The sequence below is a fragment of the Amycolatopsis sp. NPDC101161 genome, assembly GCF_044768185.1.
Lineage (GTDB): Bacteria > Actinomycetota > Actinomycetes > Mycobacteriales > Pseudonocardiaceae > Amycolatopsis.
In genome coordinates, this window is the sequence record NZ_JBIWPI010000007.1 from 343,772 (window position 1) to 370,716 (window position 26,945).

Here is a 26,945-nt window from a genome sequence, read left to right on the forward strand (position 1 = left end):
GCTACCGGGCCCGCGCGCGCCGGCCGTTGACGAGCACCGTGACACCGAGCAGCAGCAGCCCGCAGACGGCCTGCTCGATCCGCAGCCATACCGGGAACAACCCCGGCAGGGCGACGATGACGACGATCGCCACGAGCATCACCGCGGCGACGATCCGCAGTCTCAGCAGTCCCTTCCGCGACCCGCGGGCCGCGCTGCGGGCGAAGGCGAACGTCAGCAGCGAACTGGCGACGACGAGGGTGGCGCGCACCCAGACCGCGTCGGTCACCATCGCGTGGTCGTTCCGGAACAGCACGATCACGACGAGCGTGAGGACGCTGAGCGCGGCGTAGCCGCCGGTGAGCAGGAGGACGGGCCGGAAGCCGGTCTCGGTTCGAGAGGTGGTGGTCATGCCGGAAATGCTCGTCTCGCGGGGGTATCCGGGGGCAGTGCCGTCCCACACCGGCCGTCCATGACATTTGTCATCGGCGCGGGACTGGGAGAGCGCTCTCACAGCGTGCTACAAAGAAGGGGTGACGACGCACCCGCCCTCGGCGCCGCCGACCCTGGAGGACGTCGCGCGGGTCGCCGGCGTCTCGCGGGCCACGGTGTCCCGCGTGGTCAACAGCGTGCGCAACGTCGACCCGAAGCTGCGGGAGACCGTCGAACGCGCGATCGCCGCCACCGGGTACGTGCCCAACCGCGCGGCCCGGTCGCTGGTCACGCGCCGCACGGGCGGGGTCGCGCTGGTGGTGTCCGAGCCGGAACGGCACATCGAAGCCTTCGGCGGGGTGTTCGGCGACCCGTTCTTCGGCCGGGTGGTCGAAGGGGTGGTCGCGCACCTGCGCCCGCAGGGGCTGCACCCGCTGCTGATGCTCGTCGACAGCGACGAAGAGCGGGAGAAGCTCGTCCCGAAGCTGCGGCAGGAGCAGGTGAGCGGAGTGCTGCTGATCTCGCTGCACCCGGCGGAGGACCCGCTGCCGCGGATGCTGACCGACGCGGGCGTCCCGACGGCGTTGTTCGCGCGGCCGGGCCGGCCGGCGCCGGTGAGCTACGTCGACGTCGCCCACCAGGACGGCGCCCGCTTGGCCGCGGACCGCCTGGTGTCCCGCGGGTGCCACCGCGTCGCGACGATCGCGGGCCCGGCGGGGACACCGGCGGGCCAGGACCGGCTGGCGGGGTTCCGCGACGCGATGGCCCGCCACGGCCACGCGTACGTGGCGGTCGCCGAGGGCGACTTCACCGAGCACGGCGGCGAGCGCGCGATGGAGCGGCTGCTGGCCGAGGAACCGGGGCTGGACGGGCTGTTCGTGGCCAACGACCTGATGGCGTACGGCGCGTTGACGGTGCTGCGCGAAGCGGGCCGGCGGGTGCCGGACGACGTGGCGGTGATCGGCTTCGACGACAGCAGGGTGGCGCTGAGCTGCCGGCCGAGGCTGACGACGGTCCGCCAGCCGGTCGAGGAGATGGGCGCGGCGATGGCCCGGATGGTCCTGGAGCGCATGGCCGACCCGGCGCGGCGCGCGGAGTCGGTGATCTTCGACCCGGAGCTGGTGATCCGCGACTCGGCCTGAGCCAGCGCGATCCACCCAGTACCACCCCGGTTACCGGTTCGCTCCGCTGCTCCGCCCGCGTGGCCTGCCGGGCACCGACTCCGGCCTGTCCGGACAGTTCCGCTCACCGGTCTGGACACGCGACCGCTCGTTGTGCTCAGATCGAACCGCCTTTTCCAACGTTGTAAAACTGGCTGGGTCCCTCTGACCGGAACGGAGTTCCGCCGTGCGGACGAGAGCAGTGCAAATCCTCCACCTAGCGAGCGCGCTGGCGGTGGCGGCGGCGGTCGTCACCGTCGCGGCACCCGCCGATGCCGGGCCGGCCGCGCGCCAGACCGTCACGGCCGGGAACGCGCGCTTCCAGGTGCTGTCCCCGACCCTGATCCGCACGGAGTACGCGGGCGACGGCCGGTTCACCGACGCCGCCACCTTCAACGCGGTCGGCCGCGGCTCGTTCACGCCGCCGCCGTTCACCTCAACGACGTCGAACGGCGTGCTGACCATCCGCACGAGCGCGACGACCCTGACCTACAAGCTGGACTCCGGCCCGTTCGACTCCGGCAACCTCCAGATCCGCACCACGGCCGGCGCGGCGGTGACCGCGGCGCCCTGGCACCACCTGACCTGCGCGACCGGCGCGCTCTGCGAGGCCGAAGACCTGACGGCCGACGGCCTGGGCGTCGCCACCGACCACACCGGCTACACCGGCGAGGGCTTCCTGGCCGGCTTCGAAAGCACCGGCACCTCGGCCACCGCCGACGTCTCGGCCGCCGCGGCCGGGACGTACAACCTCACCGCCCGCTACGCCAACGGCACCGGCGGGGACGGCCAGCACGTCACGCGCACGCTGAGCGTGTCCGTCGACGGCGGGGCAGCGCAGAAGCTCACCCTCCCCACGACGGCCGACTGGAACAGCTGGGCCACCGCTTCGGTGCCGCTGACGCTCAGCGCCGGGCGCCACAGCGTCCGCCTCGAGCGGACCGCGACCGACTCCGGCAACGTCAACCTCGACGCCGTCGCGGTGCTGTCCGCCGGGGCGCCGTTCCCGCCGTCGTCGGCCCGCGCGTTCACCGGCTGCGCCCTGGACGTCAGCTGTGAAGCCGAATCCGGCCTCCGCACCGGCTCGGCCGTCGTCGCGACCGACCACGCCGGGTACGCCGGACGCGGGTTCGTCGCCGAGCTGAACCGCGGCTCGTCGCTGACCCACCGCGTCGTCGAGGTCCCCACCGCCGGCACGTACCAGCTGGACGTCCGGTACGCCAACGGCGTCGGCGGCGACGGCCTGCACCAGACGCGGACCGCGACCGTCGGCTCGGCCGGTGTGACGCGCACCCTGTCGATGCCGGCCACCGCGAACTGGGACACCTGGGGGACCGCGTCGGTCCCGGTCGACCTGCGCGCGGGCACGAACGACGTCGTCCTCGGCTGCCCGGACGACGCGAGCTGCCACGTCAACCTCGACACCATCGCGGTGACGCGCACCGGAGCCGCCATCCCGCAGCCGCACCTCACCCTCGGCGGTTACCGGCGCGGCCTCGACGGCGTCAACGGCGACAACGGCACGCCGTCGCTCACCGAAGGCCTCCTGCACACCGACGGCTGGTACCTGCTCGACGACAGCCCGTCCGCGCTGTACGAAACCGCCACCGAGAAGGTGACGCCGCGGCCGTCGCACGGCGGGAACCCCTACCAGGACGGCTACGCCTTCACCTTCGGCCACGACTACAAGGCCGGGCTGCGGGACCTGGCGACCCTGACCGGGCCGTCGGAACTGCTGCCGCGCTGGGCGTACGGCATCTGGTACTCCGAGTACATCGACCGCACCGCGGCCGACTACCGCGACAAGATCCTGCCGCGCTTCCGCAGCGAGGGCGTCCCGCTGGACGTCCTGGTGACCGACACCGACTTCAAGGCGCCGGACACGTGGAACGGCTGGCAGTTCGACACGAACAAGTTCCCCGACCCGACGGCGTTCTTCGCCTGGTCGCACTCGCAGGGCCTGCACAACACGCTGAACATCCACCCGAGCATCATGGGTTCGGACCCGCAGTTCGCCCGCGCGCAGGCGACGGCGAAGGGCAAGCTGGCGAAGTCCAACTGCGGCACGGACTGCTACACCTTCGACTGGGGCGACCCCGACCAGCTGAAGGCGTACCTGGACCTGCACGGCCAGATGATGAGCCAGGGCAACGACTTCTGGTGGCTCGACTGGTGCTGCGACGGCTCGAAGTCCAGCCTGCAGGGCGTCACGCCGGACTCCTACATCAACCAGAAGTACGCCGACCTGTCCGCACCGGCGATCGAGCGGGGCTTCGCGACTTCGCGGGCGTACGGCTCGCTGCAGGCCGGCGGCTACGGCGGCCCGGTCGGGCTGTCGACGGGACCGTGGGCCGACAAGCGCAGCACCGTCCACTTCACCGGGGACACCTCGTCGACGTGGGGCACGCTGCGGATGGAGGTCGGGATCACCCCGGCCGAGTCGGCCGCGACGGGCCTGTCGCCGATCAGCCACGACATCGGCGGCCACAACGACACGACCGGGTTGCGCGGCAGCGAGACCTACACCTCGGGCGGGCAGCAGCACCAGACGTTCAAGCTGCCCGACGACCTGTACGCGCGCTGGGTCCAGCTCGGCACGTTCCAGCCGATCGACCGGCTGCACAGCAACCACAGCGACCGGCTGCCGTGGCAGTACGGCGACGCGGCGAAGGCGTCGGCGACGAAGTTCCTGAACCTGCGCGAGAACCTGGTGCCCTACACCTACACGCTGGCCCAGCAGGCGGCGACGACGGGCGTCCCGGTCGTGCGGCCGACGTACGTGGAGTACCCGGACGACCCGGCGGCGTACGCGGCGGCGTCGAGCGAGTACTTCTACGGGCCGGACATGCTGGTGGCGCCGGTGACGTCGCCGGGCACCTCGGCGACGACGTCGGTCTGGTTCCCGCCGGGGCAGTGGACGGACTACTTCAGCGGCCAGGTCTACCAGGGCGGGAGCACCCAGCAGGTGACCTCCGACCTCGGGACGATGCCGGTCTTCGTCCGCGCGGGCGGCATCACGGTGACCCGCACGGCGGACGTGACCAACGACGTCCAGAACCCGCTGGACCGCGCGACGGTCACGGTGGCGCCCGGGGCGTCGGGTTCGTTCTCGCTGTACGAGGACGACGGGAGCTCGTCGAAGCACAGCTCGACGACCTGCATCACGTACACGGAGCGGCGCGGCACCCACACGGTGACCGTCGAGCCGTCCCGGGGCCGGTCGCAGGTCGCTTCGCGCGAGTGGACGGTGAAGTTCCTCGGCGTGACGTCGGCGCCGTCGCGGGTCCGGGTCGGCGAGGGCTGGGCGCCTTCGCAGAGCTGGAAGTGGGACGCGGCGACGCAGACGTTGACGGTCACGGCCCAGGGCGGGAAGGGCCCGGTGACGGTCACGTACTGAGAGCTGCCGGCGGGCGGAGCCGGTGAATGCCGTCGGGGTCACCACGTGGGGTGGTGACCCCGACGGCGCCGGCTCGGCCACCCTGTGGGGAGGTGGCCCCCACGGCCCGGGCTTCGGCTCGGGCCGAGTCGTGTTCCCCGCGTCGGTTCGCCGGTCGTCGCCCGCGTTCCGCCGGCTCAGTCCAGGCCGGTCAGCACCTTCTCCTGCCGCGCCCCTTCGGTGCCGACCTCACCGGCCAGCTCCCGGGTGGCCGCGTCGCCACCGGAGGTCTGTTCACCTTTCGCCAGCACGACCAGCTGCGCCGCGTGGGCCCGCAGCAACGCGACCAGGCGCCGGTCGAACTCCGGGCCGTTCCCGGTCCGCAGGGCCACCAGGTCGGCCGCCGTGACCATCCCCGGCATCCGGTGTCCACTGTGGACATCGGCGGCCGGGAGGCCCGCCCGGTCGCGGGCCGCCGTCAAGCGCGTCAGCAAGGTCTCCGACGGTGCCGCGACCGAGTCCGCGGCCGCGCGCACAGCCGGGCTGCCCGCGTGCGACGGCGCCAGCCGGGCGGCCGCCAGCGCGTTCTCGGTCATCGGCACCACCAGCTGCAGCCACGCCACATCGGTCGGGTTGAAGGGCGAGGCGGCGGGGGTGGGGGCGGGGCCGGTGGTGGCGCAACCGCCCATGATCAGCGCCACCACCGCCGCCCCCAGGAACGGCCGTCTCAAGGACGGCCGGGCAGCCGGTAGTTCGGCCCGAGCACCGTGCCGCGGTCCGGCTTGTAGAGGTCGAACCCGCGCGGGTCGCACTGCAGGCCGCCGTTGATGCAGTGCGTCACCAGCGCCGCCAGCGTCTCGGGGTCCCACGCGTTGAAGAAGTCGTAGTGCCACGAGTACCCGCGCCCGCTGGCCAGGTGCACGCCGGACATGTCCCCGCTGACGGGGAACGCCATCTTGAACTCGAGCATCGGCACCGCCACCGGGTGGTCGGCCGGGCACGTCAGCGTCGCCCGGTCCGGGTACGCCATGTGGCTCTTGTGGTCGGCCGAGTCCAGGTGGACGCCGTCCCAGCAGCTCGGCGCCTGGTAGCGGATGTTGAGCTGGCTGCCGGCCACGCACTGGACGGGGATGTCCCAGTTGTGGAAGCTGTCCCCGCACTCCCAGCCCTCGATCGCGCCGGGCGCGTGCTGGAAGTCGTCCTGCGTCGCCGTGACGCTCCCGGCGACGTACCGCAGGCCGGGTGGGAACGGCACGACCTTCGTGTAGTCGAGGATGCCGGACTTGTAGTAGACGACCTGCGCGAAGTTCGGCAGCACCACCTGGTTCCCGTTGTAGACCGTCGGGAACCAGTACGCCGAAAGGTCGTCCGGCGCCAGGCACGTCGTGTTGCCGACGCCCGCGCCCTGCAGCGACTGCAGGGTGGTCGCCGCGTTGGTGGTCTTGTTGCCGAGGAACGTGTGGTCGTGCGACGCGCCGGGGAGTCCGGGGAAGACGATCGGGTCGTCCGGCTGGTGGTGGCTGGGGGAGCAGTTGACCTGGAACTCGTGGTGGGTCACCAGGTCGTCCGCTCCGGCGGGCGACCAGGTGGCCGTGGTCAGGAAGGCGCCTGCCAGCACGGTGGCGGCGGTGCAGGCGAGGAGCGCGATTTTCGGTGCCAAGGGTCCTCCACGGTGAGGTGCCAAGGATGGGAGAGCGCTCTCCCACAGCATGCGCACCCGGCCGCGGCCCTGTCAAGGAGCACCCGGATCGCCCGTCGGACAGTCATTGTCGGGTTCGCGGGCGAATCTTGACAACGCGGGGGCGCGTGCCGAACCATCGAGCGCGGCGGAGAGCGCTCTCCAATCTCTGTTCCCCTGTCGTACGGGAGTCATCGTGGACCGACCGTCGTTCCTCCGTGCCGTCCCGGCGCTGGTGGCCCTGCTCTTGCTGGGGCTGCTCGCCGGCCCCGCCCCGGCGCACGCCGCCACGCTGCTTTCCCAGGGCAGACCCGCGACGGCGTCGAGCAGCGAAGGCGCGGGAACCCCCGCGTCGGCGGCCGTCGACGGCGATGCCGGCACCCGCTGGGCGAGCGCCTGGAGCGACCCGCAGTGGCTGCAGGTCGACCTCGGCGCGCCCGCCGACATCAGCCAGGTCACCCTGAACTGGGAAGCCGCCTACGCGACCGCGTACGAAATCCAGGTTTCGGACAACGCCGCGACTTGGCAGACTGTATACAGTACGACGACCGCAACCGGCGGCGTCCAGAACCTCGCCGTCACCGGCCACGGCCGTTACGTCCGCTTCTACGGCACCCACCGCGTCGGCGGCTACGGCTACTCGCTCTGGGAGTTCCAGGTCAGCGGCACCCCGGGCACGTCGTCCCCGGGCGGCCCCGGCGTCACGAAGGTGACCGGCAGCCAGGGCAACTGGCAGCTGAGCGTCGACGGCCAGCCGTGGATCGTGAAGGGGCTGACCTGGGGCCCGCCGGTCGGCGAAGCGGCGTCCCGGATGCCCGAGCTGCATTCGATCGGCGTCAACACCGTCCGCACCTGGGGCACCGACGGCAGCAGCCAGCCGCTGTTCGACGCCGCCGCGGCCAACGGGATCAAGGTGGTCGCCGGCTTCTGGCTGCAACCCGGCGGCGGCCCGGGCAGCGGCGGCTGCGTCGACTACACGACCGACACGAACTACAAGAACACCATGCTCGCCGAGATCCAGAAGTGGGTCACCGCGTACAAGGCGAACGCCGGCGTGCTGATGTGGAACGTCGGCAACGAGTCGATCCTCGGGATGCAGAACTGCTACTCCGGCACGCTGCTGGAGCAGAACCGGATCGCCTACACGCGCTTCGTCGACCAGGCCGCGCAGGCGATCCACGCGATCGATGCGAACCACCCGGTCACCTCGACCGACGCGTGGACCGGCGCGTGGCCGTACTACAAGGCGTACGCGCCGAACCTCGACCTCTACTCCGTGAACTCCTACGCCCAGGTCTGCCAGGTGAAGCAGGACTGGCTCGCGGGCGGCTACACGAAGCCGTACATCATCACCGAGACCGGCCCGGCCGGCGAGTGGGAAGTCCCGAACGACGTCAACGGCGTGCCGACGGAACCGACCGACCAGCAGAAGCGCGACGGCTACGTCAACGCCTGGAACTGCGTGCTGGCCCACCCGGGCGTGGCGCTCGGCGCGACGCTGTTCCACTACGGCACCGAGGGCGACTTCGGCGGCGTCTGGTTCAACATCACCACGGGCAACGAGAAGCGGCTCTCCTGGTACGCCGTCCGCAAGCTCTACAGTGGACAGACGGGCGGGAACACGCCGCCGGTGATCTCGTCGATGAACCTCAGCCGCGTCACCGACGTCCCGGCCGGCTCGACGTTCACCGTCACGGCGAACGTGTCCGATCCGGACGGTGACCCGATCACCTACACCATGGGCTACAACAGCAAGTACATCAACGGCGCCGCCGGCCTGATCCCGGCGCAGTTCACCGGGACCGGCCCGTTCACCGTGACCGCGCCGCAGCAGCTGGGCGTCTGGAAGATCTACCTCTACGCCCGGGACGGCCACGGCAACGTCGGCATCGAGACGCGGTCGCTGCGCGTGGTCGCCCCGCCGGTGCCGGGCACGAACCTGGCCCGCGGCAAGGCGACCACGGCGTCGACCTACCAGGCCGACGGCCCCGGCGCGCCCTACCCGCCTCAGGCCGCCACGGACGGCGACACCGCGACGCGCTGGGCGAGCGCGTGGGCCGATCCGCAGTGGCTGCAGGTGGACCTGGGCAGCCGGCAGGCGTTCGACCACGTCCAGCTGATCTGGGAAGCCGCCTTCGGGAAGGCCTACGAGATCCAGGTCAGCGACGACGCGGCGAACTGGCGGACGGTGTACGCGACGACGTCCGGCGACGGCGGCGCCGACGACCTCGCGATCGCCGACACCGCCCGGTACGTCCGGATGTCCGCGACCCAGCGCGGCAGCGCGTACGGCTATTCGCTGTACGAGTTCGGCGTCTACCGCCGGTGAGTCACGCCGGGATCAGGCAGAAGAGGTGACCTTCGGGGTCGGCGAGCACCACCCAGTCGGCGCCACCGGGCTGGAAGCCCGGCTTGGTGGCGCCGAGCGCCTCGAACTCCGCGACGGCGCTTTCGAGGTCGCCGACGCGGAGGTCGAGGTGGGCGTGCTTGGCGTCGTCCGGCCAGGAGGGTCCCCGGTAGCCGGCGACGCGCTGGAAGCCGAGGACGCCGAGCTGGACGGTGTCGTCGTCCTCGTAGGTCACCTCCAGGCCGAGGGCTTTGGCGTAGAACGCGGCGAGCGCGGCCGGGTCGGCGCAGTCGAGGACGATGGTGGTGAGTTCCGCGGGCATTTCCCGACTCCTTTCGTTCGGTGGTCACCCTTCCGGGTGCGCCGGGCCGCGGTCTTGAAGATCCTTGCGGAAACTGTCGGACCCCCGGCGTAGCGTCGGCGATCGTGTTGGAAGCGGTGGAAGTCGCGGCCCGCCCGGGGTACGCGGTGAGCGTGGTGAAGTGCGCGGAGGACCATGTCGGCTGGTCTCCGCCGGAGGTGGCGGACGGCCACCGGATGGTGCTCGTCCGCCGCGGCCGCTTCCACCGCGACGCGCGCGGGATCGTGGCGGACACCGACTCGGCGGTGGGATACCTGGCCGCACCGGGGGACGAGGAGCGGTTCGCCCACCCGGCGGGCGGGGACGTGTGCACGTCGGTGACGTTCGGGGAGGCCGCCTGGGACCGGTTGGCGGGCTCTGCGGCCATCCGCCCGACGGTGTACGTCGACGGCCGGCTCGACCTGGCCCACCGCCGGGTGGTGACGTCGGCGGCGGACCCGGACTACGCGCTGGCGGAGGGTCTGCTGGAACTGGTGGGCCGCGCGATCACCCAGGCGGCATCGGCGCCGACCCCCGCCTCCGGCGGCCGGGGTGACGACGGCACGTTGGTATCGCGCGCCCGTGAGGCGATCGCTTCGGACGATCCTTGCGCGGTGGGATTGTTTCCGCTGGCCGAATCGCTGGGGGTTTCGCCGTATCGGTTGAGCCGGGCGTTTCCGCGTGAGGTCGGGGTTTCGCTGACGCGCTACCGGAATCGGGTGCGCGTCGGCCGGGCGCTCGATCGCTTGGAGGCGGGGGAGGGGGAGCTGGCCAGGTTGGCGGCGGAGCTGGGTTTCGCGGACCAGGCCCATTTGACGAGGACGGTCCGCGACCACACAGGAGCGACACCAGCCGCCCTGCGGCGGTTGCTGGCGGGGGAGCGGAAAGGAGATGCCCAGCCGGTTTGATGGCCCGCCCGCTTATGTGAGAGGTGGCCGCGCGAGTCGCCGGTGACGCGCGATGGCTGCGCGGCCATGTGCCACGCCAGGTGAGGCTGCCCGGCGGCCCAGGCGAGTCGCGCAGGTCGCCCTGCAGCTCGCGCGCAATGGCTCTCCAGCCGCGCGAAGGGCTCGGCGGCCTCTCGCGATGTCTCCTGCGCGGCCCGGCCGATTCCCTCTCCCGCGTCCGGCCGCCGTCGGCCGAAGTCCCTTGCCACGGCGGTACTTTTACCGGGCCACCCCACCTTCGCGGCCCCCTACGCTCCCGGCCATGGCGGACACGACGACCCGAGTGGTCCCGCTCTCCCGCGCCCGCCGTTGGACCTGGGTCCTTGTCGCAGTCGCGCTGGCCTTCGCCGCCTGGCACGGCGACGGCATCACCGTCGCTCCCGAACGGCTTCTTCTGGATCGGGGTGGCGCTCGACCTCCTCGTCGCCGTCGTCGCCTGGCTGCTCGGGCGCACCTGGCCACCCGAAGCGACCTTCGGCCCCGATGGCCTCGCCTTCGACCGGACCCCGGTCCCGTACGCCGCGATCACCGACGTCCGGCGCGGGAGCGTGTCGGCCAAGCCGTTCTGGCTCGCCTTCTGGCTCCCGACCTCGCTGATCGGTGGGCTGATCGTCGCGCTGCGGCCGTCCGGCGACTTCGATCGCGAGGTCGTCGAATTCCGCGCCGGGCAAGACCGGGTGCGGGCCCGGTGGCGCGACTACCGGACCGCCGAAACCTTCCTCGCCGCCCTGCACGACAAGCGACCCGACCTCGAAGTCCGGCACGGCGTCGATCCCGCCGCCTACGCGCGCGACCACTCGCCCCGCCTCGGCGTCGGCGGCGGATTCCTGGCCTTCGGGCTCGGGATCTGGCTGTTCTTCGGCACCTGGTTCGGCCTCCAGCTGCTCGACCAGTCCCTCGACCGCGGCCCCTACCCATCCGGGCCGACGTCGGCGGCGATCAAGCAGCTCACCGCCGGCCGGTCCGGCTTCGCGCCGCTCCCCGGTGTCGCCCGCGACTTCAGCGAATGGCCCTGCGACCGCGCCAACGACCTCATCCTCGGCCCGGACCCCGGCGCCGCCGACCTGCACCTCAAGCTGCAAGGCCGGACCGCGCAGGCGGGCGCCGTGGAAGCGCGGCTGCGGCAGGCGGCCGGAATGGACCCGGACCAGTACCTCCAGCGGGTCGGCCCGGACGACGTCGACTTCGAGGTCGACATCCCCGAGGACGACGACCTCTACATCGAGTTCTCCACCGGCTGCGTCGCCGACGACGCCGTGCCGGGACTGCGCGACGACCTCGCGAAGCTGGCCACGGCCATGGGCGCCGGCTGAGGCGGGGTGGCGCGACGGGAACAGGGTGGGGCGCGTGGCCACCCCCAGCGACCACGTGACGGCACCCCGCGGCCGCTGCGCCACCCCGGGGTCCGGTGTCCTGTTTTCGAAACACCGAACGGGAGTATCGTAGTCTTTCCGGGACAGGCTGTGTCAAGTTTTCGGAACAGCTAGGCTGACGGTTGTCACGTTTCCTGGCCGAAGGTGGTGTGTGGTGAGCGACGAGCGCAGTTTCGCGGAACGGCTGGGGCACCTGATCGCGACCGTGCACCCGCCGGACCGCAAGCCGTACTCCTACCGGGAGATCGCGCACGGCGTCGCGGAGCAGACCGGCGTGACGATGTCGGCGACGCACGTCCAGCAGCTCGCCGTCGGCGCGCGCAAGGACCCGAAGCGCTCGCACATCCAGGCTCTCGCGCAGTTCTTCGGCGTGCCGGTGACGTACTTCTTCGACGACGAGGTCGCCGGGCAGGTCGACCGCCAGGTCGAAGACGTCGTGGCGTGGCGCGACAGCGAGGCCCGCAACCTGGCGCAGCGCGCGATGCGGCTCTCGCCGCGCGACCGCGAAACCGTGACGGCGCTGCTCGACCAGCTGGCCGGCTACGACGAAACCCGGCATCGCGAGGGCCGGCGCCGGAAGCCGGAGTGACCGCGCGCGGTCGGCTACGATGACCTCGTCCGTGATCGCGCCCCGGTGCACCCGGCTGGCGCCCGGTGACCGGGGAGGGCACATCGACGAGCGCGGCTTGACGGACCTCCGGGCCGCCGCCCGCGAGCGGGTGCGCGCGCTGCTCGCCGCCGTTCCGGTGCCGCGCCCGTGGTCGATGAACGCCTGGGTCGACCGCCTCGAGACGTGGCGTGGGCGCGAGATCGACCTCGTCGCAATCGAATACCGGCCCGGCCGCCCGTCCGGCGCGTGGCAGGCCCGCCCGGACTACGACCTGATCGCGTACGTCGAGCACACGTCGGCGCTGCACCAGGACCACATCATCGCCCACGAGCTCGCCCACATGCTGTGCGCGCACACGGGCACCTGCCAGATGTCGGAGTCCGAAGCGGCGCAGCTGGCCCCGGACCTCGCGCCACAGGCGCTGTCCCACCTGCTCACCCGCGTGACGACCGGCACCGACGAGTACGAGGCCGAGCTGATCGCCGTCCTGCTGATGAGCGCCGCGACGAGCGAGCCGCCCGCCGTTCAGCCGGGCGCGTCCGGCCGGGCGGCGGATCAGGCTAGGCGGCTGGCGGCACTCCTGGGATAGTGCCGTCTCGTGATCGACATTCTGTTCGTCGGGGTCGGGCTCTTCGCGTTGGCGGTCGGGATCTGGCGCGCGGTCCGCGCCCGGCGCACCGGCGCGGGGACCGGGCTGGCCGTCTCGCTCATCGCGCTGGGGGCGGCGTTCTGCTTCCTGTCCAACCGGGCGCAGCTGGTCGAGAGCGAGCTCTACCCGAGCCTCGGCCGGCTGCTGTCGAACCTCGCGACGATGGTCGCGGCGTACGGCATCGGCCTGACGGTCGCGGAGATCAGCGGCACCCGCGACCGCGGCGGCCGGCTCCGGCTGGGCGCGCTGGGCGTCGCGCTGGTCCTGCTGACGGCGATGTTCTTCAGCACGGCGGGGCTGCCACGCGGCATCGGCGTGTTCGACGAGCTGTACCGCACGCACCCGACACTGGTCGTCTACGTCTTCGTGTACACGGTCTACCTCGGGTTCGCGGTGCTCGACATCGGCGTGGTGTCGGCGGTGACGATCCGCGCGAGCGGCGGCGCGCTGCGCGCGGGGTTGACGTTGTTGCTGCTGGCGTCGGCGTTCGCGGTCGCCTACCTCGCGGGCAAGGTCGTCGCGACGATCGGTGCTCTTCAGGCGGAGCACCCAGTGAAGGCGTTGTGCCGCGGGCCGTTTTCGACGCTGCCGTGCACGCTCGACGTGGGTTTCCCGGCGGTGTCGGTGCTGCTGATCGTGGTGGGGCTGACGATCCCGTCGGTGCCGGGGTTGGTGGCCGGTCGTCGCGACGCGAAGACGCTTCGCCTGCTTCGGCCGCTGCGGACGCATCTGACGCGGCGGTTCCCGGAGATCGTCCGCATCGACCCGGGCGGGCCGTCGCGCCGGGAGCGGTTGTTGACGGCGATGAGCGAGACGAACGACGGGTTGATCCTGGCGGGGGTGACGCCGGAGCTGCCGGCCGCCGCGGCCGCGCGGTTGGTGCGTGACCTTCCGGACGAGCCGGGGGAGGGGGAGCCGCCGTCGGCCGCGGAGGCGGAGCCGTTCGCCGCTGACGTCGCGCGGTTGCGGGCGATCGCGCAGGCGTACCGGAAGCTGGACGGCACCGCGGTCGGCGAGGTGTCCAGCCCGGCGAGGTGAGCGGGGCTACGCCGCGCCGCTCAACCGCCGAACGGCGCTTCCAGCCGCGGCTCCCACCCACGCTCGGTCAACGCGACCAGCTGCAGCGCTTCGACCCGGCCGGTCACCGGCAACAGCGGCCGGACGTCGGTGGCCACTCGCGAGAGGGTCTCGTCGTCACCGCCCATCGCCACGGTGACGTGGGCGGGCGGCCGAGGTCCGAACCGGCCACCGTAGGGCGGAACGTCCGGCCAGCGGTCACAAACCGCATCGGTGATCCCCTGGAGCGACGGAGCCGGAAGCGCCAGGAAACCCGGCGCCACGAGAACCTCGGACAGTTCGACGGAGGCAGGCGAAACGCCGGCGGCAAGCGACCGAACGGCGGCCAAGACCTCATCGCTCAACGAGGCGTCGGGAAGGAAGGGGTACAACGCGGTGACGTGAGCGGGCAACCCGGGCCGGACCAGGCCGGGATCGACCCGTCGGGCCGCGGTAAGCGCGGGCTCGGCGGCGGGCAGCAGGATTACCAGCGCGGTGGTTCCGGTTTCGGGCACCCCAGCATCATGGCAGCGACGCGGCGGCAGTCAGCCGCGGCCTGGCAGCTCTCGCGGGGCCGACTATCCCCGGCAAGGCGGCGGTCACGCGACCGTGGGATCCGGCAACCGTCGTGCCGCGGCAATCACGCCGCAGCGGACTCCGGGAACCGCCCCGAGCGGGCCAACGCCAAACTCCGCCGGCACAACTCCACCAACTCCAGGTTCGCCCGGCTCCGCGGACTGCGCCCGCACAGTCCGCAGTGGATCGCCACCTCGCCGGTCAGCTCGTCGACCGCCACCAGCGCCTGGTGGTCGCAGCGGCGGCACCAGCGGTACCCGATCGCCGGGTTCGTGTGGACCGGCGACGCCACGCAGTCGTGCAGCCAGCGGCGGTGCGTGCGGCACGTGACCCGGTCGGTCGGGTCGAGGCGGCCCGTGTCTTCGTCGCGGTCCTCACCGGCCAGCGTCGACGCCAGCAGCGGCTGTCTCGCCGCCGCCGGGCGGTCGTCGGGATTCGGGCTGGCCCACGCGTGGTGGTCGCCGCATCGGCACTTCTCGGACATGTCGCCCCCAGTGGTCGGGTGAATCGATCCGTCGAGTGTGACCGGGGCAACAGCGCGGCGACAACCGGGAAAACGCTCAGTTTCGTCCAGCGGCAGGGGTTCCGCGGCGGACGGAACAGCGGACTTCAGCCCCCGCGTATGCGAACATATGTTCTATGACCGTCCCCGAGGGGCCCATCCTGCACGCCGACCTCGACTCGTTCTACGCGTCGGTCGAGCAGCGCGACGACCCGGCGCTGAAGGGGCGCCCGGTGATCGTCGGCGGCGGGGTCGTCCTGGCCGCGAGTTACGAGGCCAAGGCCTATGGCGTGCGCACCGCGATGGGCGGCGCGCAGGCCCGGCGGCTGTGCCCGCACGCCGTCGTCGTGCCGCCGCGGATGTCGGCGTACTCGGCCGCGAGCAAGGTCGTCTTCGACGTCTTCCACGACACCACGCCGTGGGTGGAAGGCCTCTCGATCGACGAAGCCTTCCTCGACGTCGGGGGGTTGACGAGGATCGGCGGGCGGCCCAGTCACATCGCCGAACGGCTGCGCGCCGCCGTCGCCGAGCGCGCCGGGCTGCCGATCACGGTAGGGGTTGCGCGGACGAAGTTCCTCGCCAAGGTCGCCAGCCGCGTCGCCAAGCCGGACGGCCTGCTCGTCGTCCCGCACGACGCGGAGCTCGAGTTCCTGCACCCGCTGCCGGTCGGCGCGCTGTGGGGCGTCGGCAAGGTCACCACCGAGAAGCTGCGCGCGCGGGGCATCACGACGGTCGGCCAGCTGGCCGCGTCCGAGCCGGTCGACCTGGTGAGCATGCTCGGCCGGGCCGCCGGCGGGCACCTGCACGACCTGGCGCACAACCGGGACCCGCGCCGCGTCGAGGTCGGCCGGCGGCGCCGGTCGATCGGCGCCCAGCGGGCTCTCGGCCGCGGCAGGCGGACGCCGGCGGAGCTCGACGTCGTGCTCGTGGCGCTCATCGACCGGATCGCCCGCCGGCTGCGCGCCGCCCGCCGCGTCTGCCGGACGGTGACGATCCGCCTGCGCTTCGCCGATTTCACCAGGGTCACCCGCTCGCACACGCTCAACGACCCGACCGCGGGCACCGGCGAGCTGCTCGCCGCGGCGCGCGAGCTGCTCGTGGCGGCGTTGCCGATGATCTCCGACCGCGGCCTGACGCTGCTCGGCGCCGCGCTGTCCAACTTGGCCGACGAAGACCCGTTCCAGCTGGCGCTGCCGTTCGAGCGGCAGCGGGCGACCCAGCTCGACACGGCGCTGGACGCGGTGCGCGACCGCTTCGGCAAGGCGGCGGTCACCCGGGCGATCCTGCTCGGCCGCCCGGACGACCTCGAAGTGCCACTGCTGCCGGATTGACGGGCGAAATCCCGTCAGCTTCCGGCGGCGGTTTTTCCGGGCGGCCCGGGAATGCGGCCGTGGGCGAGTGCGGAAAGCGCGGCGGGGCGCAGCGCGTCCGTGCGGTTCCACAGCTCGGCGGGGACGCTGTCGCGCTGGCCGGCCTGTTCGACGACTTCGAACCCGGCCTCGCGCAGGAGATCGGCCACGGCCGCGGGGGAGAGGAACGTGCGCCACGGCTCGCCCTGTTCCGCCGCCACCGGGGCGACGGCTTCGGCGTAGCCGTTTCCGGCCGCGTCCCGCAGTTCCGCCGGAAGCAGGTGATCGGTCACGATTTCCGATCCGGGTGCGAAACCGCCGAGATCCGTCAATGTGGTGAGAATCGCCTTCCGGGTCAGGTACATGGTGACACCGAGCCAGCTGACGAACACGGGGCGAAACGGGTCCAGTCCACTCTGGACGAGCCGTTCCCGGAGCGGATCGGCTTCGAAGTCGACCGGGACGAAGGTGACCGACGCGGGCACGGCGACGCCGGCGCGCTCGAGCAGTTCCCGTTTGCCGGCCTGGGTCGCCGGCCGGTCGACCTCGAACACCCGGAATCGGCCGGGTACGCTCCGATACGCGAACGAATCCAGCCCGGCGCCGAGAATCACATACTGGTCTATACCGGAATTGTCGCGGAGGAGCCGGTCTTCGGTGAACCGGCTGCGGCACGCCGCTTGGGCGCGGGCGCCGGCCAGCACGGGATGCGTGCCGTGGAGGTGGTGATAGGCCAGGAGTTCTTCGGCGTGCCGGCCGAGGAGCGGCGCGGCGAGGGGGTCGGAGAAGATGACGGGCGCGGCGTCGACGAGCAAATGTGCGGCACGTGCGGCGGCCGCGGTGAAGGCGGTCCGGCTGATGCCGGGAGCAATACCGGGAAAGTCGGCGGTGGACATGCGGCTACGGTACCGATTCGATTCCAAGCATATCACAAATACAAATCTTCGACAAGATGGCGCGCATTTCAGCTCGGTTGCGGTCACTCTGGACGAGGGCGACGCGGTCGCCCGGGCGGCCATTGTGGACGCTTCACGGGTGTCGCGCGTGCCGGACGGGATTCGACAGGTTAGGGTCTGTCCGACCGTGTTCTGGAGAAGATGAGGAACGACGAACCATGGCGCAACGGGTGCACGTCGAGATGGTGGACGACCTCGACGGGAGCGAGGCTTCGCAGACCGTCCCCTTCAGCCTCGACGGGGTGACGTACGAAATCGACCTGTCCGAGGGCAACGCTTCCGCGCTCCGTGACGAACTCGCCCGCTACGTCGCCGCGGCGCGGCGGACCGGCGGCCGCAAGGTGCGCCTCGCGACCGGTCAGTCGCTGTCGGGCCCGTCGGGCTCGGGCACCGACCGCGAGCGCAACCGGCAGATCCGCGAGTGGGCGCAGGCGAACGGCTACGAGGTCGCCGAGCGCGGCCGCCTGTCGAGCGAGATCATCGCGGGCTTCGAGGCCGACCAGGCCGCGGCGGCCGAGCCGGCGGAGGCCAAGCCGGCGCGCAAGCGCGCGACGCGCAAGAAGGCCTGACGCCGGAACCGGTTGCCGGGGAGGGAATGCCCCTCGCCCGGATCGGGCTGCCGGACGACAGGCCGGTTTCGCGCGCCCGGAGCAGGGGAGCTCCCGGCGCGCGAAATGGGGCCGGCGGGCCGGAGTTCTTGGCCTGCGCGGCCGAATCGGCGCGCCACGGCTGAGCCTTCGCCGGGCGGGCTGTGTTTGTCGGGCACGCCGGGTCGGCCACGGCTGGGATCTCGCGTGCCAGATGGTGTTCGCGGGCAGGCTGAGTCGGACCGACCGTCCGCGGCTCGCTCTTCGCATGCCGTGCGGTGTTCGCCAATCGGGCCGCCGCGCGTTGTCCCCACCCGGCTGAACGCATGTCCCGCCGCTGACCGTGTTCGTCGACAGAGGTGACCTGACCCTCGTCCGTGACTGTCCCAGCCGTTCTGTCCCACCGCGGCGCATTCTCTCCGTCGCATGTGGATCTTCGCGAAACCCGGTCCTATGAGTAGTCGGCGGTCACGCGCCGTCGACCTGGCGCGACGAAGCCGCGGCGCGCGGACATTTCCCGGCCGGTAAAGCTTGTCGGAGGGTGGCTCCGATCGCCAGACTGTCAGTGCTCCGGGCGGCCGGTACCGCGCCGGAGCACGGTCCGGTGGCCGCCTCCTCCCTCGATGGCCACCGGGCCGCCTAACTTCTCGCCCCCTCGGGCCTCTCGGTCGCGAAGCGCTTTCCCCTGGACATTCGATCCCCTCGAGCGCACACTCAGACTACTCCATACTGCATACAATCTTCAGTCGAGGACGAGGTGGTCACGATGGCCGAGGTCCGCGAGCTCCGGGACGTCTACGGACGGCGGTACCGCGTCGGCGAGTCCGACCGGGAGCTGCTCGGGCGGCCGCGGACGTGGATCACCTGGCTGGCCGCGGCGGCGATGCTGGCCGCCGGCGTGCAGCAGTACGGCTTCGGCGCGCTCGTCCCCGCGCTGACCCGGGCGCACGGCTGGACGTTCGGGACCATCGCGCTCTCGCTCGCGGTCTGGGCGATCTGCCAGGCCGGGGCCGCCTTTCCAACAGCGTGGCTGCGCGAACGCGGCCTGCTCCCCGCACCCGCGGCGATGGCGGCCGGCGCCGTGCTCTGCGCCGCCGGGCTCGTGACGCTCGGCCACGCGAGCAGCCTGCTCACCGTCTTCCTCGGCTACTCCGTCCTCGGCGGGCTCGGCACCGGCCTCGTCTACGCGACCTGCGTCGGCGCGGTGCTGGCCTGGTTCCCGGACCGCACCGCGCCCAGCGCGGGCGTCGTGAGCGGCGCGTTCGCCTACGGCAGCGTGCCGTTCGTCGTGCTCGCCGCCGCCCTGCCGGCCGCGCGGCCGGTGCTCCTCGACGTCACCGCGGCCGTCGTCCTCGTCGTGATCGCCGGGTGCGCCTGGCTGCTGCGGTACCCGCCGCGGCACTGGTGGCCCGCGACGCCCGAGCCGCGTGCGTGGGCTCTCGACCGTGCGCACAACCGGCGCCCGGCCGTCCGCCACTACCGGCCGGCCGAGCTGTTCCGGTGCGGGACGACCCTCGCGCTGTACCTGGTCGTCGTGCTCGCGGCCGCCGTGCTGCTGTTCGACCTCGCCTACCTCGCGACGTTCGTCGCCGAGCGCAGCGGGCCCGGGCTCGCCGCGGCGGCGCTGGCGCTGCTCGCCGCGGCGACCGGCAGCGGGCGGGTGCTCATCGGACGGCTCGCCGACCGGCTCGGGCGGCACCGGATCCTGCGGTTCGCGCTGCTCGCGGGCGGGGTCGCCCAGTTCGTCCTCTTCTACTCGGGCGAGCACCGGCACGCCGTCGGGCTGCTGCTGGGTGTCGCGCTCGCCGGGCTCGGCAACGGCTGCTGCTACACGCTGCTGGTCGGCCTGGTGCGCGAGTACTTCGGTGAGGAATCGGCCGCGCAGAACTTCGGGATCCTCTACTCCGCCAAGGCCGTCGGCGCGGTGGTCGGGATCGGGCTCGCCGCGCTCGTCGTGACGTCGCACGGGTTCGTCGGCGCCTTCGCCGCGGCGGGCGTGCTGAGCCTGGCCGGTGCGGTGCTCTCCGGACGGCTGACCCAGCCGGGCCGCCCCAAGTCGCTGCTGCCGGCGGCCTGACGTGGGGCGGATGACGAGCCGGCGCCGCGTGCTGCGCGTCCACGACGGCGTGCCCACCGCGCGGCCGGACACGCTGACCGTCGAAGAACCCCTCGAGATCCGGGTGGCCGGGAAAGCGCTGTCCATCACGATGCGCACGCCGGGCGACGACTTCGACCTCGCCGCCGGCTTCCTGGTCGGCGAGGGCGTGGTGCGGGCGGCCGCGGACATCCACTCGATCCGCTACTGCGCCGGCGCCACGGCCGACGGCGGCAACACCTACAACATCCTCGACGTCGTGCTCGCGCCCGGCGTCGCCCCGCCGGACGCGTCAGTGGAGCGGAACTTCTACACGACGTCCTCGTGCGGGCTGTGCGGCAAGGCGAGCTTGGACGCCGTCCGGACGACGGTGACGTGGCCGGTGGCCGCGGACCCCTTCCGCACCGAGCCGGCGACGCTGGCCGGGCTGCCCGACGAACTCCGCGCGGCGCAACGGGTGTTCGACCGGACGGGCGGCCTGCACGCGGCGGGGCTGTTCGACGCCGACGGCAAGCTGCTGTGCCTGCGCGAGGACGTCGGCCGGCACAACGCGGTGGACAAGGTGGTCGGCTGGGCGACCCGCGACGGCCGGCTGCCGCTCTCGGGGACGGCGCTGATGGTGAGCGGGCGGGCGTCGTTCGAGCTGGTGCAGAAGGCGGTGATGGCCGGGATCCCGTTGCTGGCGGCGGTTTCCGCGCCGTCGTCGCTGGCGGTGGACCTGGCGGCCGAACTGGGGCTGACTCTGGTGGGGTTCCTGCGGGGCACGTCGATGAACGTCTACACGCGACCCGACCGGCTGGGCCTTCAGCCGAGCTGACCGAGCACGGCGGCGACGGCGGGGGAGACGTCGGCCCGGTGCACGGCACCGAGCTGCCAGGGCGGCGGCCGGTCGAACCGCCGGACAGTGAGATCGGGGAACCGCGCGGCGGCCGAGGAGGGCAGCACGCAGGCGGCGAGCCCGGCCCGCAGCAACCCGGCGGCCACGCCCAGATCGTCGACCTCGAGCGAAAGTCGGCGGCCGGGGAAGGCGCGGTCGACGGCCTCCCGGACGGCCCAGCCGGGCGGGAAGTCCACAAGGGACAGCTCGGACAGATCGGCGGGGGCCGACGGCGACCCGCCGGGCGCGGTGGCGAGGACGAGTTCCTCGCACGCGAGGAGAGTGGTGGCCAGCCCGGACACGGCTGATTCGTCATCCCGCGAACCGCCGGACGGTCCGAGAGCCGCGACCACTGTCAGCACGACGTCCACTGTGGACTTCGCCACCGCCCTGAGCCCATCGCAAGCCGGGACCTGCCGGACCTCCACCGCCAGTCCCGGGTGCACGTGCCGCAACGCGGCCAGCGCCCGGTGCCAGTCCGCCAGCAACCCCGGGCACACGCCCAGCCGCACCCGGCCGCTCACCGGCGACACGGCCGCCCGCGCTCGGGCGGCCGCCTCCAGGGCCGCCCGGGCGGCGGGCAGGAACGCCTCGCCGGCGGGCGTCAGCTCCACCCGGTGCGTCGTGCGGCGGAACAACGGTGTCCCCAGGTCGCGCTCCAGCGCGCGGACCACGGTGGACACCGTCGACTGGACCGTCCGCAGCCGGTGCGCAGCCGCCGTGAAGCCGCCCTCCTCGGCGACCGCCACCACCACCGCCAGCTGGCGCAGCTCCATCAGCCGAGCACTTCGCGGACCAGTGCCGCCGTCTCGCTCGGGGTGCGGCCGACCCGGATGCCCGCCGCTTCCAGCGCCTCCTTCTTCGCCGCCGCCGTCCCCGCCGAGCCCGAGACGATCGCACCCGCGTGCCCCATCGTCTTGCCCTCCGGTGCCGTGAAACCCGCGACGTACCCGACGACCGGCTTCGACACGTTGGCCCGCACGAACTCCGCCGCCCGCTCCTCCGCGTCGCCGCCGATCTCGCCGATCAGCACGATCAGGTCCGTCTCCGGGTCCTTTTCGAACGCTTCGACGGCGTCGATGTGCGTCGTGCCGATGATCGGGTCGCCGCCGATGCCGACGCACGTGGAGAACCCGATGTCGCGCAGCTCGTGCATGAGCTGGTAGGTCAGCGTGCCGGACTTGGACACCAGCCCGATCCGGCCCGGGCCGGTGATGTCGGCCGGGATGATGCCCGCGTTGGACTTGCCGGGGGAGATGATGCCCGGGCAGTTCGGCCCGATGATGCGGGTCCGCCCGCCCGCCGCGACGGCGTGGGACCACAGCCGGGCGCTGTCGTGCACCGGGACGCCCTCGGTGATCACCACCGCGAGCCCGATCCCCGCGTCGACGGCTTCGATCACCGCGTCGGCGACGAACGGCGGCGGCACGAACAGCACGCAGACGTCGGCGCCGGTCGACGCCATCAACTCTGCGACGCTGCCGAACACGGGCAGCGAACGACCGGAGAGCTCCACCTGCTGCCCGGCTTTGCGCGGGTTCACGCCGCCGACGACGTTCGTGCCGGCGGCCAGCATCCGCCGGGTGTGCTTGGCGCCTTCGGAACCGGTGATGCCGGAGACGACGATCCGGCTGGTCTCGTCCAGGAAGATGGCCACGGCTCAGACCTCCGCGATCGCGAGCTTCGCCGCCTCGCGGGCGGCGTCGTCCATGGTGGCCACCACAGTGACCAGGGGGTGGGCGGCGTCGGCGAGGATCCGCCGGCCTTCGGTGACGTTGTTGCCGTCGAGCCGGACCACCAGGGGCTTGGTGGCGCGGGAGCCCAGGATCTCCAGCGACCGGACGATCCCGGTCGCGACGGCGTCGCACGCGGTGATGCCGCCGAAGACGTTGACGAACACGCTGCGCACCTGCGGGTCGCCGAGGATCACGGTCAGCCCGTCGACCATCACCTGCGCCGACGCGCCGCCGCCGATGTCGAGGAAGTTCGCCGGGCCGCGCGCGCCCGCCTCCGCGGCGGCCGCCGCGACGACGTCCAAAGTGGACATGACCAGGCCGGCACCGTTGCCGATCACGCCGATGTCGCCGTCGAGCTTGACGTAGTTGAGGTTCTTCGACCGCGCTTCCCGTTCCAGGGGATCGCCGTCGGCGGTGTCGTCGAACGCCGCGGAACGGCGGAAGAACGCGTTGTCGTCCAGGGTGATCTTGCCGTCCAGGGCGACGATCCCGGTCGACGTGCTGGCGAGGGGGTTCACTTCGACGAGGGTGCAGTCCTCGGCGACGAACACGTCCCACAGCTTTTCGACGACACCGGCGACTTCCCCGCGGACGTCGGCGGGGAACGCGGCGGCCACCGCGGCCGCGTCGACGCCCGCGACCGGGTCGACCGGAACGCGGACCAGGGCGTCCGGCCGGGTCGCCGCGACCTCCTCGATCTCCATCCCGCCTTCGGTCGACGCCATGGCGAGGAACGTGCGCCCGGCGCGGTCCAGCAAGAAGGACAGGTAGTACTCCTCGGCGATCTCGCTGGCCTCGGTCACCAGCACGCGGTGCACGGTGTGACCCTTGATGTCCATGCCGAGGATGTCGTCGGCGGCCTGTTCGGCGTCGTCGGCCGTGGACACGACCCGGACGCCGCCCGCCTTCCCGCGGCCGCCCGTCTTCACCTGGGCCTTGACGACCACCGGGCCGCCGAGGGCCGCGGCGGCGGCCCGGGCGGCGGCGGGATCGGCGGCGACCCGGCCGCGGGGGACGGGTACGCCGTGCTTCTCGAAGAGATCACGCGCTTCGTGTTCGAAGAGGTCCATGCGGGGGCGTCCTTTCCGTGGCGGGACAGGGCAAGGGCGTGGAGTGGTGGTCCGCGGGGCGGGATCGAGGCCCGGGAAAAACCCTGCGGATGGCCCTGGACACGGGCTGCTTGAAGAGTGACTATATGCCTACCCCATACGGTATGCAATCTACAGTCTGCCGCGAAGAGGCCGCTGACCTCGACGGACGCCGACAGCGGCGGCGAGCGGACCGGAGTACGCACCGCCGGACAAGAGAGATCCGGCGGCGGACCAGAGGAGTTGAGCAATGGCGCTGACAACGACCGGCACCACCGCGGGGGAGAGTGCCGCGGCGACGAACGGCGCCGAGCCCGCGCCCGCCGAAATCTCGGGCGGCCACCTCGTGGCGAAGGCGCTGAAGGCCGAAGGGGTCGACACGATCTTCACCCTCTGCGGTGGCCACATCATCGACATCTACGACGGCTGCGTCGACGAAGGCATCCAGGTCATCGACGTCCGCCACGAGCAGGTCGCGGCGCACGCGGCCGACGGCTACGCGCGGATCACCGGCAAGCCCGGCTGCGCGGTGGTCACCGCCGGGCCCGGCACGACCGACGCCGTCACCGGCGTCGCGAACGCATTGCGCGCGGAGAGCCCGATGCTGCTGATCGGCGGCCAGGGCGCGCTCACCCAGCACAAGATGGGGTCCCTGCAGGACCTCCCGCACGTGGACATGATGACGCCGATCACCAAGTTCGCCGCCACCGTGCCGCACACCGCGCGCGTCGCGGACTTGGTGAGCATGGCCTTCCGCGAGGCCTACGCCGGCGCGCCCGGACCGTCGTTCCTGGAGATCCCGCGCGACGTCCTCGACGCGCGCGTACCCCTGGAGCAGGCCCGCATCCCCGAAGCGGGCCGCTACCGCGCGTCGACGAAGAACGCCGGCGACCCCGCCGACATCGAGAAGCTCGCCGACCTGCTGGTGCACGCGAAGAAGCCCGCGATCCTGCTCGGCAGCCAGGTCTGGACCACGCGGGCCACCGAGCCGGCCGTCGACCTGGTGCGCACGCTCAACATCCCGGCGTACATGAACGGCGCGGGCCGCGGCACGCTGCCGCCGGGCGACCCGCACCACTTCCAGCTCTCACGGCGCTACGCCTTCGACAACGCCGACGTCATCGTCATCGTCGGGACCCCGTTCGACTTCCGGATGGGCTACGGCAAGCGGCTGTCGAAGGACGCCACCGTCGTCCAGATCGACCTCGACTACCGCACGGTCGGCAAGAACCGCGACATCGACCTCGGCATCGTCGGCGACGCCGGTCAGGTCCTCGCCGCCGTCGCGCAGGCCGCGTCCGGTCGCGGCGACAACGGCGCCGTCGCGCGCAAGACCTGGCTCGAAGAGCTCCAGGCCGTGGAGGAGAAGGCGAAGCAGAAGCGGCTGCCGCTGCAGCACTCCGACGCGAGCCCCATCCACCCGTACCGGCTGGTCCACGAGATCAACGAGTTCCTCACCGAGGACTCGATCTACATCGGCGACGGCGGCGACATCGTCACCTTCTCCGGCCAGGTCGTCCAGCCGAAGTCGCCCGGCCACTGGATGGACCCCGGTCCACTCGGGACGCTCGGCGTCGGCATCCCCTTCGTCCTGGCCGCCAAGCACGCGCGCCCGGACAAGGAGGTCGTCGCCCTCTTCGGCGACGGTGCCTTCAGCCTCACCGGCTGGGACTTCGAGACGCTCGTGCGGTTCGACCTGCCGTTCGTCGGGATCGTCGGCAACAACTCCTCGATGAACCAGATCCGCTACGGCCAGGCCGCGAAGTACGGCCTGCCGCGCGAGCGCGTCGGCAACACCCTCGGTGACGTCCGCTACGACGAGTTCGCGCGGATGCTCGGCGGGTACGGCGAAGAGGTCCGCGACCCGGCCGACATCGGGCCGGCGCTGCTGCGCGCGCGGGAGTCCGGGAAGCCGTCGCTGATCAACGTCTGGGTCGATCCCGACGTGTACGCCCCCGGAACCATGAACCAGACCATGTACAAGTGAGCGGAGGCCAAGGCATGGGTAAGGCACTGGAGGGCGTGCGCGTCCTCGACATGACGCACGTGCAGTCCGGTCCGTCGTCGACGCAGCTGCTCGCCTGGCTCGGCGCGGACGTGATCAAGCTCGAGACGCCCGGCCGGGGCGACATCACCCGCGGCCAGCTGCGCGACCTGCCCGGGGTCGACAGCCTCTACTTCACGATGCTGAACGCCAACAAGCGCAGCATCACGCTCAACATGAAGAGCGACGAGGGCAAGGAAGTCTTCGAGAAGCTCGTGTCCGGAGTGGACATCCTCGTGGAGAACTTCGGCCCGGGGGTCGTCGACCGGTTCGGCTACCCGTGGGACAAGCTCTCGGCGCTCAACCCGCGGCTGATCTACGCCTCCATCAAGGGCTTCGGCCCGGGTCGCTACGCCGACTTCAAGGCGTACGAGGTCATCGCGCAGGCCATGGGCGGCGCGATGAGCACGACCGGCTTCGAGGACGGGCCGCCGACCGCGACCGGCGCGCAGATCGGCGACTCCGGCACCGGCATCCACCTGGTGGCCGCCATCCTCGCCGCGCTGTACCAGCGGACGTCCTCCGGCCGCGGCCAGCGCGTCCAGGTCGCGATGCAGGACGCCGTGCTCAACCTGTGCCGCGTGAAGCTGCGCGACCAGCAGCGCCTGGCGCACGGGCCGCTCGGCGAGTACCCGAACGACCAGTTCGGCGACGAGGTGCCGCGGTCGGGCAACGCCTCCGGCGGCGGTCAGCCCGGCTGGGCGGTCAAGTGCGCGCCCGGCGGGCCCAACGACTTCATCTACGTGATCGTCCAGCCACCCGGGTGGGCACCGCTCGCGCGGCTGATCGGCAAGGAGGAGCTGGCCGAGGACCCGGCGTGGGCCACACCCGAGGTGCGGCTGTCCAAACTGGACAAGATGTTCGCCCTCGTCGAGGAGTGGACCGAGAAGCACACCAAGTGGGAAGTGATGGAGAAGCTCAACGCCCACAACATCCCGTGCGGCCCGATCCTGTCCACCAAGGAACTGATCGAGGACGAGACCCTCGAAGAGCTCGGCTCGGTCGTCGAGGTGGCGCACCCGGAGCGCGGCAGTTTCAAGACCGTCGGCTGCCCGCTGAAGCTGTCCGACTCGCCGGTCGAGATCGAACGGTCGCCGCTGCTCGGCGAGCACAACGACGAGGTACTGACCGAGCTCGGCTACAGCGAAGCGGAGCTCGAGAAGTTCCGCGCGGCGGGGGTGATCTGAC

At 72.0% G+C, this 26,945-nt stretch carries 24 protein-coding genes; 14 read left to right on the top strand and 10 right to left on the bottom strand.

Annotated elements, in window-relative coordinates; all coding sequences use genetic code 11:
• Position 1: 1 nt before the first annotated feature.
• The gene (locus ACIRSS_RS44315; protein WP_400906683.1) at positions 2–391 is read right to left on the bottom strand and encodes a hypothetical protein; all 390 of its coding nucleotides are present in this window, start codon (positions 389–391) and stop codon (positions 2–4) included.
• A 121-nt stretch (positions 392–512) separates the two neighbouring features.
• Here ACIRSS_RS44315 and ACIRSS_RS44320 point away from each other — a divergent pair, with 121 nt between their 5' ends.
• Positions 513–1,553 carry a LacI family DNA-binding transcriptional regulator gene (locus tag ACIRSS_RS44320; protein ID WP_400906685.1) on the top strand — a complete coding sequence of 347 codons (1,041 nt, stop codon included), beginning with the start codon at positions 513–515 and terminating at the stop codon, positions 1,551–1,553.
• 205 nt (positions 1,554–1,758) lie between these two features.
• Entirely contained in the window at positions 1,759–4,968 is a 3,210-nt protein-coding gene (locus tag ACIRSS_RS44325; protein ID WP_400906689.1) for a TIM-barrel domain-containing protein, read from the top strand.
• A gap of 176 nt (positions 4,969–5,144) precedes the next feature.
• On the opposite strand, the gene ACIRSS_RS44330 is transcribed toward ACIRSS_RS44325, so the two are convergent.
• Positions 5,145–5,678 (bottom strand): DUF305 domain-containing protein, encoded by a 534-nt coding sequence (locus tag ACIRSS_RS44330; protein ID WP_400906692.1) that lies wholly within the window; start codon positions 5,676–5,678, stop codon positions 5,145–5,147.
• Complete coding sequence (locus ACIRSS_RS44335; RefSeq protein ID WP_400906693.1) at positions 5,675–6,607, bottom strand: DUF1996 domain-containing protein; 933 nt, start codon at positions 6,605–6,607, stop codon at positions 5,675–5,677. The genes ACIRSS_RS44330 and ACIRSS_RS44335 overlap by 4 nt, the downstream gene beginning before the upstream one ends.
• 214 nt (positions 6,608–6,821) lie before the next feature.
• Here ACIRSS_RS44335 and ACIRSS_RS44340 point away from each other — a divergent pair, with 214 nt between their 5' ends.
• Positions 6,822–8,954 carry a discoidin domain-containing protein gene (locus ACIRSS_RS44340; RefSeq protein ID WP_400906696.1) on the top strand — a complete coding sequence of 711 codons (2,133 nt, stop codon included), beginning with the start codon at positions 6,822–6,824 and terminating at the stop codon, positions 8,952–8,954.
• Position 8,955: 1 nt separating this feature from the next.
• Here ACIRSS_RS44340 and ACIRSS_RS44345 read toward each other — a convergent pair whose 3' ends face one another.
• Positions 8,956–9,294: a VOC family protein gene (locus ACIRSS_RS44345; RefSeq protein ID WP_400906699.1), complete on the bottom strand. Its 339-nt coding sequence runs from the start codon at positions 9,292–9,294 to the stop codon at positions 8,956–8,958.
• Between the two features lie 104 nt (positions 9,295–9,398).
• Here ACIRSS_RS44345 and ACIRSS_RS44350 point away from each other — a divergent pair, with 104 nt between their 5' ends.
• The 5 genes from ACIRSS_RS44350 (at position 9,399) to ACIRSS_RS44370 (ending at position 13,929) form a co-directional block, all read left to right on the top strand.
• Positions 9,399–10,220 (top strand): helix-turn-helix domain-containing protein, encoded by an 822-nt coding sequence (locus ACIRSS_RS44350; protein WP_400906701.1) that lies wholly within the window; start codon positions 9,399–9,401, stop codon positions 10,218–10,220.
• Positions 10,221–10,663: 443 nt separating this feature from the next.
• Complete coding sequence (locus ACIRSS_RS44355) at positions 10,664–11,572, top strand: hypothetical protein (RefSeq protein ID WP_400906704.1); 909 nt, start codon at positions 10,664–10,666, stop codon at positions 11,570–11,572.
• Positions 11,573–11,786: 214 nt separating this feature from the next.
• Positions 11,787–12,221 carry an XRE family transcriptional regulator gene (locus tag ACIRSS_RS44360; protein ID WP_400906707.1) on the top strand — a complete coding sequence of 145 codons (435 nt, stop codon included), beginning with the start codon at positions 11,787–11,789 and terminating at the stop codon, positions 12,219–12,221.
• Positions 12,222–12,240: 19 nt separating this feature from the next.
• On the top strand, positions 12,241–12,831 hold the full coding sequence (locus ACIRSS_RS44365; protein ID WP_400906709.1) for a hypothetical protein: 591 nt from the start codon (positions 12,241–12,243) through the stop codon (positions 12,829–12,831).
• A 9-nt stretch (positions 12,832–12,840) separates the two neighbouring features.
• Positions 12,841–13,929 (top strand): hypothetical protein, encoded by a 1,089-nt coding sequence (locus tag ACIRSS_RS44370; RefSeq protein ID WP_400906711.1) that lies wholly within the window; start codon positions 12,841–12,843, stop codon positions 13,927–13,929.
• Between the two features lie 20 nt (positions 13,930–13,949).
• Here the strand turns inward: ACIRSS_RS44370 and ACIRSS_RS44375 are convergent, their stop codons facing one another.
• Positions 13,950–14,462 carry a 2'-5' RNA ligase family protein gene (locus ACIRSS_RS44375; RefSeq protein WP_400906713.1) on the bottom strand — a complete coding sequence of 171 codons (513 nt, stop codon included), beginning with the start codon at positions 14,460–14,462 and terminating at the stop codon, positions 13,950–13,952.
• A gap of 125 nt (positions 14,463–14,587) precedes the next feature.
• Positions 14,588–15,007 carry a hypothetical protein gene (locus ACIRSS_RS44380; RefSeq protein ID WP_400906716.1) on the bottom strand — a complete coding sequence of 140 codons (420 nt, stop codon included), beginning with the start codon at positions 15,005–15,007 and terminating at the stop codon, positions 14,588–14,590.
• A 155-nt stretch (positions 15,008–15,162) separates the two neighbouring features.
• Between ACIRSS_RS44380 and dinB the strand changes: the two genes are divergently transcribed.
• The gene (gene dinB / locus ACIRSS_RS44385) at positions 15,163–16,356 is read left to right on the top strand and encodes a DNA polymerase IV (protein ID WP_400906719.1); all 1,194 of its coding nucleotides are present in this window, start codon (positions 15,163–15,165) and stop codon (positions 16,354–16,356) included.
• A gap of 14 nt (positions 16,357–16,370) precedes the next feature.
• Here dinB and ACIRSS_RS44390 read toward each other — a convergent pair whose 3' ends face one another.
• The gene (locus tag ACIRSS_RS44390; RefSeq protein WP_400906722.1) at positions 16,371–17,270 is read right to left on the bottom strand and encodes a class I SAM-dependent methyltransferase; all 900 of its coding nucleotides are present in this window, start codon (positions 17,268–17,270) and stop codon (positions 16,371–16,373) included.
• Positions 17,271–17,488: 218 nt separating this feature from the next.
• Here ACIRSS_RS44390 and ACIRSS_RS44395 point away from each other — a divergent pair, with 218 nt between their 5' ends.
• The 3 genes from ACIRSS_RS44395 (at position 17,489) to fdhD (ending at position 20,829) form a co-directional block, all read left to right on the top strand.
• Positions 17,489–17,899: an Lsr2 family protein gene (locus tag ACIRSS_RS44395; protein WP_400906725.1), complete on the top strand. Its 411-nt coding sequence runs from the start codon at positions 17,489–17,491 to the stop codon at positions 17,897–17,899.
• A 784-nt stretch (positions 17,900–18,683) separates the two neighbouring features.
• Positions 18,684–19,994 carry an OFA family MFS transporter gene (locus ACIRSS_RS44400; RefSeq protein WP_400906727.1) on the top strand — a complete coding sequence of 437 codons (1,311 nt, stop codon included), beginning with the start codon at positions 18,684–18,686 and terminating at the stop codon, positions 19,992–19,994.
• Position 19,995: 1 nt separating this feature from the next.
• Complete coding sequence (gene fdhD, locus ACIRSS_RS44405) at positions 19,996–20,829, top strand: formate dehydrogenase accessory sulfurtransferase FdhD (RefSeq protein WP_400906729.1); 834 nt, start codon at positions 19,996–19,998, stop codon at positions 20,827–20,829.
• Here fdhD and ACIRSS_RS44410 read toward each other — a convergent pair.
• The 3 genes from ACIRSS_RS44410 to sucC are packed head-to-tail and all read right to left on the bottom strand — an operon-like array spanning position 20,817 to position 23,695.
• Positions 20,817–21,665 (bottom strand): LysR family transcriptional regulator, encoded by an 849-nt coding sequence (locus tag ACIRSS_RS44410; protein WP_400906732.1) that lies wholly within the window; start codon positions 21,663–21,665, stop codon positions 20,817–20,819. The genes fdhD and ACIRSS_RS44410 overlap by 13 nt on opposite strands.
• Positions 21,665–22,546: a succinate--CoA ligase subunit alpha gene (gene sucD / locus ACIRSS_RS44415; protein WP_400906735.1), complete on the bottom strand. Its 882-nt coding sequence runs from the start codon at positions 22,544–22,546 to the stop codon at positions 21,665–21,667. The genes ACIRSS_RS44410 and sucD overlap by 1 nt, the downstream gene beginning before the upstream one ends.
• 3 nt (positions 22,547–22,549) lie before the next feature.
• Positions 22,550–23,695: an ADP-forming succinate--CoA ligase subunit beta gene (sucC, locus tag ACIRSS_RS44420; protein ID WP_400906738.1), complete on the bottom strand. Its 1,146-nt coding sequence runs from the start codon at positions 23,693–23,695 to the stop codon at positions 22,550–22,552.
• Positions 23,696–23,963: 268 nt separating this feature from the next.
• Between sucC and ACIRSS_RS44425 the strand changes: the two genes are divergently transcribed.
• Together ACIRSS_RS44425 and frc are read left to right on the top strand one after the other, a co-directional pair.
• Entirely contained in the window at positions 23,964–25,700 is a 1,737-nt protein-coding gene (locus ACIRSS_RS44425; RefSeq protein WP_400906741.1) for a thiamine pyrophosphate-binding protein, read from the top strand.
• A 14-nt stretch (positions 25,701–25,714) separates the two neighbouring features.
• Positions 25,715–26,944 (top strand): formyl-CoA transferase, encoded by a 1,230-nt coding sequence (frc, locus tag ACIRSS_RS44430; RefSeq protein WP_400906744.1) that lies wholly within the window; start codon positions 25,715–25,717, stop codon positions 26,942–26,944.
• Position 26,945 lies beyond the last annotated feature (1 nt).